This is a genomic window from Paenibacillus hemerocallicola (genome assembly GCF_006265175.1).
Classification (GTDB): domain Bacteria; phylum Bacillota; class Bacilli; order Paenibacillales; family NBRC-103111; genus Paenibacillus_AB; species Paenibacillus_AB hemerocallicola.
The window spans coordinates 71279-81136 of sequence record NZ_VDCQ01000045.1 but is presented as its reverse complement, the minus strand read 5'-3'; the positions used below and the strand labels follow the sequence as shown (position 1 = coordinate 81136).

9 protein-coding genes and 1 pseudogene are annotated in these 9858 nt (G+C 47.8%); all 10 read right to left on the bottom strand.

What is annotated here, in order from left to right:
* Positions 1-88: 88 nt before the first annotated feature.
* The 10 genes and pseudogenes from FE784_RS26405 to FE784_RS26360 all read right to left on the bottom strand — a co-directional run bounded on the left by FE784_RS26405 (position 89) and on the right by FE784_RS26360 (position 9686).
* Positions 89-784, bottom strand: coding sequence for a FadR/GntR family transcriptional regulator (locus FE784_RS26405; protein WP_139605251.1), 696 nt, complete (start codon positions 782-784; stop codon positions 89-91).
* Between the two features lie 330 nt (positions 785-1114).
* Positions 1115-2668, bottom strand: a complete 1554-nt coding sequence (locus FE784_RS26400; protein WP_139605250.1) for a DUF5050 domain-containing protein — start codon at positions 2666-2668, stop codon at positions 1115-1117.
* Between the two features lie 211 nt (positions 2669-2879).
* Positions 2880-3431 (bottom strand): GNAT family N-acetyltransferase, encoded by a 552-nt coding sequence (locus tag FE784_RS26395; RefSeq protein WP_246132184.1) that lies wholly within the window; start codon positions 3429-3431, stop codon positions 2880-2882.
* Positions 3432-3594: 163 nt separating this feature from the next.
* A complete protein-coding gene (locus tag FE784_RS26390) occupies positions 3595-4056 on the bottom strand; it encodes a DUF2269 family protein (protein ID WP_139605248.1) in 462 nt (153 codons plus the stop codon).
* 15 nt (positions 4057-4071) lie between these two features.
* Positions 4072-4800 carry an NAD(P)-dependent oxidoreductase gene (locus FE784_RS26385; protein WP_139605247.1) on the bottom strand — a complete coding sequence of 243 codons (729 nt, stop codon included), beginning with the start codon at positions 4798-4800 and terminating at the stop codon, positions 4072-4074.
* Between the two features lie 267 nt (positions 4801-5067).
* Positions 5068-5400: a winged helix-turn-helix transcriptional regulator gene (locus tag FE784_RS26380; RefSeq protein WP_102710951.1), complete on the bottom strand. Its 333-nt coding sequence runs from the start codon at positions 5398-5400 to the stop codon at positions 5068-5070.
* Between the two features lie 181 nt (positions 5401-5581).
* Entirely contained in the window at positions 5582-6511 is a 930-nt protein-coding gene (locus FE784_RS26375; RefSeq protein ID WP_246132183.1) for a cysteine hydrolase family protein, read from the bottom strand.
* 334 nt (positions 6512-6845) lie between these two features.
* Positions 6846-7158, bottom strand: a pseudogene (locus FE784_RS42075) (hypothetical protein).
* Positions 7155-8465 carry an ABC transporter substrate-binding protein gene (locus tag FE784_RS26365; protein WP_139605246.1) on the bottom strand — a complete coding sequence of 437 codons (1311 nt, stop codon included), beginning with the start codon at positions 8463-8465 and terminating at the stop codon, positions 7155-7157. The pseudogene FE784_RS42075 and the gene FE784_RS26365 overlap by 4 nt, the downstream one beginning before the upstream one ends.
* A 21-nt stretch (positions 8466-8486) precedes the next feature.
* A complete protein-coding gene (locus FE784_RS26360) occupies positions 8487-9686 on the bottom strand; it encodes an N-acetylglucosamine-6-phosphate deacetylase (RefSeq protein WP_139605245.1) in 1200 nt (399 codons plus the stop codon).
* Positions 9687-9858 lie beyond the last annotated feature (172 nt).

Here is a 9858-nt window from a genome sequence, read left to right as displayed (position 1 = left end):
TGTCGATTCTTAACACTGTCTACTTAAAGGGGATAATATCAAGGGCTCATGGCTGTCTTTTAGCGGCGTAACCGTTATCCATAGCTGATTACTGCTCTGCTGTGTTCGAAATCAACATATCCAAGACCAACAAATGCTTCTTCATGATCGCTTTCGCCTCGTCCACATTCTTCTTCCGAATTTGCGCTATAATTTGCTTATGCTCTTCAAAGGAAGTAATCTTATTTCTGACATCGACGAAATGCCGCTCTCTGATTTGGCTAAAAAACTCGCTTAACACATTGCTTAACTCGAAAAATGTCTGATTTCCCGTCGCCTTGAAAAGTGCTCGATGAAATGCCAAATCCTCCTCTATCGGAAGCTTTCTTTCTGTAATGCTCTGCTCCATTTGTTTGTTTGCAAGATCAAGCTGCTCCAACAGACCAAGATCATAATGCTCGATGGCCATCTCTACGGCACAGAGTTCCAGCACCCTTCTTGTAGCGATAAGTTCTTTGAGCTTCAACTCGTTATTTTTCCATTGAAAGGATACCTGGTCCACAAATGGCTTGAGAGAGGGGGCATTCAAAAAAATACCACCGTTTCCCGCCTTAATCCGCAAAACGCCAAGCGACTCCAACGTTTTCAGCGCTTCACGCACGACGGTTCGACTGACCTTCAGCATATCGATCAATTGATTCACGGAGGGAAGCTTATCTCCCGCCTTGAGCTCATGTTCCACAATATATAACTTGATCCGTTCACTTGCTATTTGCGGTAGTGTTGTTTTCTCGGTTAGATCCATATATCACACATCCAAATATATTAGTATGCTGATCATACCATAAAAAAACATAAGCGCACCACATTCACCATTAGCAAATGGCATGATAGAAATCCGTTGGCAAGGTTACATATGCGAAAGATTATGTGGTCTAACGCCATACCCATGAGAGGCAATCGGTCATGTCAAGTTGTTCAGGAGCTAGCTCGCATCATTGTAAGCGCCCATCTCAAGGGCGCTTTTATTATGGCGAGCAGCTGCAATGCGGATCAGCATGGCTGTTCAGTATCTATTGCACTAACATACTCCGTTAGTGCAATATGTTGCATCACAGATGAAATCAGTATTACTTCAACGAATGAATAAGACCGAGGAATCTCGGGCGGATTCGAGTAAAACACCTTCGTCGGATGTAAGCACGCGCGCGATCGGATCCGCCACTTCCACCAGCAGGCGGCCTGAACCGTCCAGCATCACTACACCGTCGTTGTCGCCCAGTCGGCAGACGAGTCGATCGTTCGACACTTGCACGCCGACGACAGGCGTTGCCCAAACGAGCGGGTCTTCCCCGTCCAGATCGGCATGGTACAGCTCGAATCGGTTTGTTTCCTTTTGGATTGTGTAAAATACGTTGCCGTCGATGCCGTCAAACCATGATACGGCATGGTCGGACAGCTTGATTTCGCCCTTCCCGTCCAGCGCCGACGAATATAGCGCGTTGTCCTCGACTTTCACATAGTATAGCTTGCTATTGATAATCCGGAACGAGCTAATGCCAGAGTTGACGACCGTATCGCTTTTATTCGTTTTTAGGTTAATTTTGCATAGTGAATTCTGGTCGTTGAAGCCTTCTAAGCACAGCACGAAGACATCATCCCCCACCACAGAGGCGGCGGTTGTAGGAAAGCTGCGCCTAGCCTGGTTGAAGTACATCATCACACTCGGGTTTTCTCCTCCCACAACCTTGCTATTCGCCTCATCCTCACCTGGTTGCGATAAATACATGTAGCCGCCAGGGAGATTGAGGATTAATGTCCCATACGGGGTGTCCATGAAATCGATATACCCTCGATGCAGCAGCTCGGCTTTCCCATCGTCACCAATTTTAACGAACAGATCCGCACCCGTAAATCCTCCCCCGAGGTGATAGGCAAACCAAAGAGTATTATCACGGATTTGAAAAGTTACGACCTTTGGATTCCTATCTGAGGTATAGAAGTTATAGGAATAAATCTCCTCCTTGTCGTATGGCTGCTGCATGGGAGCCCGATATACATGGTTCGTCATATCCGTCGTCTCGACAAAATAGTAATACCCCTTGAAAAGTGCAACATCGTTCTCACCGGAATATGCAGGAAGTTGGACCATTTGCACCTGCGGGTTTTCGGACGTGATGCTAAGTCCATCGGTATCGCTCCACTGGTAACCCCATTTGAATTCGTCGTACGCGAAGCGCCAGGTCAATGGAAAATACGTTACATCCCGGAAGCTTAACAACGGATATTCTTCTTTTGTGTTGTCGATCGGCTTCCCGTTGACCATGACGGAAGATGCGAGAACTTCTGCGGCGTAGGAGGCCGAGTTGCGACGCTCGGACTTGAATGGCACATACGAAGAGGTCACCTGGCTTTGTTTGATGATCAGACCATCGTCCGGCGACCAATTCGCTTCCAAACCGAGCAGTCTGCTGTCGTACCACGTCATCGGAAAATAGGTGATACCGTGATAAACCAGCAGAGGGTAATCTCGGTACTGATTTTCGACCGCATGTCCATTCAGGTTCACCGTAAAGTCCGGCAGCGTAACCCTTACGCTCGCATCTGCAGCTCGACTGAGTCCGCCTGGTGTCAACAAGCTCAAGCATAATGAAAATACAACCGTACATCCGATCCATTTCTTTATCATAGTTCCATTTTCTCCTTTTTGAATTAATCGAGGCAATATTTGTATGATATATTGACGTTCAATCCAAAAAAAGGTTGCATCAAGCTGCCAGTTAGCTTAATAAAAAAAACAAGGAACAACTGCCGCGGCAAACTGTTCCTTGTTGCGTTCATCTAACGTTCTCGGTTAGCTTAAGCTGGTTTTAAGCCTTCCCTTAATTCACATAAAAAAGCTATTCTTTTCTCAAATAGTTTAACAATTTAGCTTTAACTCGTCCCCACTCTTTATCAAGAATACTATATACATTTGAGTCCCGAATGTATCCTTCACGGACAATCATTTCTTGCCTCAACGTTCCTTCGAACTGTGCTCCAATTCTCTGGATTGCACGGTTAGATCTTTCATTTCTTGTATCTGTACGGAATTGCACTCGAACCAGGTTCATTTCTTCAAACCCATATTCCAATAATAGATACTTGCACTCCGTGTTAATCCTGGTTCTCCAAACCTTAGGGTCCAGCCAAGTCCCGCCTATTTCAAGTTTTCTGTTTAGCAGAGAGATATCCAAATAACTGGTACTACCAACAATTTCACTCGTACTCTTGTCAAAAATCACGAACGGGTATCTCAATCCCTGCTCTTTTAACCTCATCCACTGATTCATTGTAGCTGTCAAGTCTTTTAGCTTACTGATGCTTGATGGGCTATACGTCCATATATCGCTATGATTACTTGCCTTGAATAAACCCTCCAGATGTTCATCTGACGCCGCTATCAACCTCACTCGATTTCCTTCGAGTAATGCAGTATCGAAATAATATGGAAATGCTCTATAACTAAATTGTCCTTCATTTTTAAAAAGGGCTGCGCACGGCCACTTTTTCGATATTGATTCTTCCCTTCCTGGGGCTACCCAAGGGCCGATTGTTAAAGGGTTGACGGATTCTTTAGAATGGTTTAAGGATCATAAGTACGGTTATGGTAATCATAAGCAGCTGTGACGCCGTCTCGATTGGTACGATCTTTTTCATCAATCGACCGAGCTCGGAAGGGACTTCATCCCCTTTGCTTTGACTTATAGATACAATTTCCATGATCTTTTTCATGCGCGGCCCGATCAACCCCTCGATCGTGGCGACCATGAGCAGCGATAAAAGGATCGATATATTTAGCCACATTTGGGACAACCCCATCTTCGTTGTGATCATAAGCCAAACCCCGGTAATAATAAGTACGGCTCCGCCAATTTTAGGCAGGATGGCAAGCTTGTTCGTTACATCAAAAGCAAAGCGCAACTGGCCGACGGTTCTAGCGGACCTTCGAATGACGGGTACCACTAAAGCGGGACCGATTACCGCGATAGAAGCCAATATGTGCAAAACGAGGATCCATCCAAACAAACTCACCATCTCCCTTTTTGCTCATTAGCACACCGGAATCTCGCTTTGATAGGCGAGTCCGACCCTTTTCCTCTTATAAGGCCCTCCGAGCTCGATATGGTCCAGCATGCATTTCACGACATCATCATAAGCAACATCCAGCTCTTGAAGCCGACTGAACAAGTAACCGGCTATATCGGCTTCGGATAATTCCTTGATAGTCTTCGGAATTGATATGGGCAAGGTTTCCGTTGTTACATGCAGATGAACCGACGCCGGAGGTTCTATCGAATCAATCATAGTTCCCGGACACATAATTGACCAATCAAGCTCAGACTGCAGCAGTCGTTCAAAATTACGGTTGTGATTTTTATACGCAGGCGGGAATCCGGGCAGATTGTTGCCAATGAGATCCGTATATGGAATATTCAGCAGTCCGGCACCTCCCATTACCCATACCCTCCCGGAAAAACTAGGGTGGATTTCACATTGGCTTATAATGTTATCAAAGAGACGAACGAACTCATCTCCTTGACCTGCATGGCCGGCAGCAATAATAGCGGCGTCTTGATGCGAGAGCGCCTCGCCGACGCTTACTGGGTTTATGATATCGTCCACGATCAACTTCACATGTTTGGCGGAACGCTCTCCTTGCTGTCCATAAAACTTCTCGGAGTTTCGCACGAATGCTGTCATTTCATGTCCCATTTTACACCCTTGCTCCAGCGCTCTTCTCCCCGTTTTTCCCGTTGCTCCGAAAACAATAATTTTCATCGTTTTTCCTCCTTAATAATTGACTCCCGATATTTCATCTCTGGATTGACTCAAGCTTAGCATCTTTTAAAAATCTTTATAAGAACCCACTTTAATGTAGGGTCCTTACTTAAAAGTAAGCATTAAGCAGAAAGGGTTATCCATGTTGGTCCACGGCGAAAATCTTAAAGGAAGATTGACTGTAAATAGCAAAAGCTGCCAGGGAAAATCCCTTGGCAGCTTTTGTTATGAGTCCTTGAATTAGTGTGCAAACGAATTGAACCAGCTTTAAGAAGCAGATTCTTCATATTTCCGCTTATTATGGTTTTCTCCCCAAGCACACATGACTTCTGCTACAGGAATCAATGTTTTACCATATTCACTAAGGGAATATTCTACTTTTGGAGGGACGGTGGGGTAGACCGTTCTATCGATTATGCCCTCTCGTTCCAAGTCCCGTAGATGTTGTGAAAGCATTTTTTGAGAAACATCAGGTATAAGCTTTTCCAGATCGTTGAATCGCTTATTGGATTGTATCAAATGCCATAAAATCATTGGTTTCCATTTGCCGCCTAGAACATGGATGATTGTCTCCACTGGACATTCAAGCTGATGAATCATTGATAAATCATCCCCTTACCTTTAAGTAAGCACATTATCCTAAAGTAAACACTTAACAAAATTCTACAGAATGTTTGCAATCCGGTCAACCAAATAAAATTAATTCGTTTTCGGATCCAAAATCGATTGCGAAGATTAAACGAGGCTATTGAAATGGGGTTACTCTCCTTTAATGAGGCTCTTATCTATGAACGGATCTCATTTTATCTATTGTCTCATTTGTAGACCATGAAGCACTAGCAATCATTCGAAAATTTGTTTTTGCGGCTTGATCCCCATCCAAGTCGTTCGTTTTTGCGGAAGCTGTGGCATCGTGAACAACTGCTACTTCAAATCCTTGTTCAATTAATTCGCGCATATGGGATTCAACGCATAGGTTCCCAGACATACCCGCTAGAATGACACGCGAAATCGCCTGTTTTCGCAATTGCAAAACCAAGTCATTGGCTTCGGGTCCGAATATTTTATGCGGGCTTGTGATGACGGTTTGACCATCTTCAATATATGGCTTATATCTTTCCAGAAAGTCGGCACCAGAACCTTTAAAGCCTTCAAGCGATAATGGACTTTTTCGTTGATACATCTTGAGATCGTGCATCAAATGTTCCAATACTCCCCCAAACATCCATTTTTGGTCATAGGGATAATACCAATGAGGGGACACAAACACTTTAAACTTATTTTCTTTTGCGGTTTTTAATAATGATTCGATGTTCTCAATCGTATGATTTTTAGCAACGCTGTCTTTAACTAAATCCCATGCTACACCTTTTGGACTTAAAAAGTCATTTTGCGGATCTGTGATTACTAAAGCGGTATTGTTTCGATCCACCTTCATTCCTTGCGCTGGAAGTGATGCAGGTCGTGCCGCAGCAACATTTTGATGAAAATCATTGTAAAATCGAGGTGCCATTTGTTTCTCTGGGTACATGTTGTGAGATGTTCCTGTTCCTACATAAGGGTTGGATGGTTGCCGAGGGGTATTCGGGTAAGATGTTAAAGGTGGGCGGAATAAATAAGGCTTTATAAAAGGGCTCCCATAGTAGCCTAAGCCAAATGGGATTCCAAAACCCCTGTTTTCAAAATTGCCGAAGCTTCCGTTAAAGCACATATATGTTATCCTCCATTTATGATGATTGCAGACACTGACCATGTAGTGTATGGGCATCTGTCATAAACAGTTCGTGGTTAGATATAAAATAGGCTTGTGGGATTACAATGTGATGAAAAATATACCACATCATAATACGCATAGCCCTTATCAACAGCTGCTTCAGACTAATTGTTTTCCTCCCTATAGCCAGCAATAATAAGGATAACATATTAAAGCGAGATGGAGTTCATCTCTCATATTCAACAAATCTACCCGTAACTTAAACGATCAGGAGCAGGTCGCCACGGCGCTTGCTCCTGATTTCGTTATCGTTACCCGTTAGTGCAACGATTCATTTACCAACAATATCATCGTAAGCATCTCCAAGTGATTCAAAATCCTCTTTCAGCCAGTACCATCGTTCACCGTTATATATGTCCTCATCAACTTGTTCTCCCACGATTACTGGATTGGATAAGACGAACTCGTTCGACGGGACGATCTGGCAGTAATACTCTTTGTTTCAAAAAGCATCATGCCTCCGCAAAGCTCATAAAACGTTTAAGATCTGGAGGAAGACAGTACTCATCCGTTCGTGGCAATCCATTTGGCGGATTAACTCTGCAGTTCGTCCAATTTACCAACCATGCTTCCCTTGTCGTTATTGCCGCGCCTGCTCCTGGATGAATTTGTTCAACGCTTCGTTAGCCTCTCTTAATGCCGTATTGACATCCTTTTGGCCCGAGTAGGCGTCGGCGAACGCTTTGTCGATCAAAGTCGAGCCTTGTCCGGCAATTTCATCGCGAAACGGCGACTGTCCGATACCGCTTTTGAAAATGCCGGCGATGTTTTTCCCTTTCAGATAAGGCGAGTCTTCTCCGACCGCGGCTTTGAATTTCGGATCTTTGAGCGACGACAGGCGCGCATACTTTTTGGCCAGATTCATCTGCACTTCATCGGAAGTAACCGAGAGCAGCACCTGCATCGCCGCGTCCTTATGCTTGCTTGTTTTGGTGATCGAGATCGTCTGCACATCGGCATCCGTCATGATGTTCGGACGGCTCGGGAGACTCGGATACTGGGCGACGTCCCAGTTGAACCCGTTTTGCGACGCCTCGAACAAGTAGTTGGGGATAATGTTGTTTTGCGCGAGCATCGCCACGTTGCGTTCTTTCAAAAACGGATTGTAACCGAGCGTATCGTTCGGATTGGGCAGCTCATTGCCGGGAATGGTGTAGATTCGCATAAAGATGTCGAAAAACGATTTCCACTCCGGCGATTCCAACGTCGCCTTATTCGTTTTCGGGTCGTAGAACGTGTTTCCGGCAACCCTCTGGAACCGGGCGAGACTGTAAACGATCAGACCTTTGTACTGCACGCCGCCGTCCAACCGGGACATCTTCTTGGCCAATTCGATCGTGTCGTCCCACGTCATCCCGTCCCGGGGATACGCCGACCCGAACTTGTCGAAAATATCTTTGTTGTAATATAACCCGCCAAAGTTGAGAATGTACGGAAATGCCGCGAGCTGACCGGCCTTCGCCTTCTCGATCGCCTGGATCGCCACCGGGTCGAACCGATTCATATCGACCTTATATTTTTGAACGTACGGATTGAGGTCGACCGGCAAATCCAGCTTATCCAACGCATACATGTAGCCAATATGCGAGTAAACGAGATCCGGCACCTGATTCGCCGTAATCAGCTCATCCAGCTTGCCCTCCGCCATCCGCAGCGTAATGTTCGGATACTTCTTTTTTACGGGCAGTACGAATATTTCCTCGAAAGCTTCGTTGGTCGGTTTGCCGGTTGTAAAAAAGATCGAGATGTCGATCGGAGCGGTCCCGATCTCGTCCTTCATCGCCTGGGCAGGCTGTTCCGCCGCTTTGTCGCCGCCGCAGCCGGAAAGCGTCGCGGCCAGCATGCAGACGGCCGCCAATGCCGTCGTTTTTCCGTTTATTCCGAATGCCATCGTAGCCGGCCCCCTGACCTATTATCGTTTGCTGTCGCTTGAAACATGGCCCCGTTTCGCAAATACGGTTTTTCCTCCGACCACCGTCTCCACGATTTCCAGCTCGTGGTCGGGACTCGCACGATAGCGGATGAAGTCGGCGTCGGCTCCCGGCGTCAATCCGTCTCCGGCACCGGACATGCCCATCAGCTCGGCGGGATGAAGCGAGGCCATCGCGAACGCCTCTGCCCATGAACCGATCCCGAACTTGACTACGTTTTCCACGCCCTTGTGCAAACCAAGCGCCGCCCCCGACAAGATGTCCGGCGTCTCGGCCATGTACAGTCGGCCGTCCGGCCTCAGCACGACCTCGTGGTGATTGCGCTTCCAGTACCGCCCCGGGGCACACCCTTCGTAATGGTTGGCATCGCTGACCAAAATCGACTTGTTGCGTTTCGCCCGTATCATCGCCTTCAGCGTGGAGCGGGGAAGATGGTGGCCGTCGGCGATAAATCCGGCCCAAAGCCGGTCCTCCGCCAACTGCTCCCATATGAAATTGGGGTGCCTCTTCAGCATCGTCCGTGCTCCGTTGCCCAGATGCGTGGACATCGTCGCCCCAGCCTCCACCGCCTCGCGGATATGCTCCTCCCCGGCATCGGTATGCCCGATCGCGACGATTACCCCTCTCGCCTTCAGCTTGCGGATCAAGCCGACGGCTCCGCGACGCTCGGGAGCAAGCGTCACCATCGCGATCCGTCCGCCCGACGCTTCCTCCCACCGCAAATATTCGTGCCAATCCGGGTCCCGCATATGCTTCTCCGCATGGGCTCCCCGCGCACCGGCTACGCCCGAAAGGAACGGCCCTTCCACATGGATCCCGATGACCGCGCGGGCAACCGTCCCGTCGCTCTCGCAAGCCTCCGCGATACGGCGCATGCTCGCGAGCATCGCGGCCTTGTCATTGGTCACGATTGTCGGGCAAAAACGGATGACGCCGATCGAGTGCAAATACATAACGGCGCTTCGTATGCAGTCGTTCGTAATCGACGGATCATTGAAATCGATGCCGTGAATGCCGTTGACTTGCAGGTCGATCAACCCCGGCGCTATCCAGGCCTCTCCCTCCTCTCCGTTGCTTCCGCTTGCCGCGGCGACGGAACGGATGCGGCCTTCCGCCGTGAGGACGCGTACCCGTTCTCCGGTCAGCCAATGCCTTCCCGCCCATTCCATGCCAGTGTCCATGCTGCTAACCTCCAAGTCGTGTCGAACTGTATTCGAACCACTTATGCGGCATGCCGCCGCTCAGCGGGAACGATCCAACAAGGCGCTGCATACCCGTCCTTTGACGATCGAGGTTTGCTCGCACAGGCAAGCTCGATCGTCAAGCAGGGCGGTCCTTTCGGAACAGCGCCTA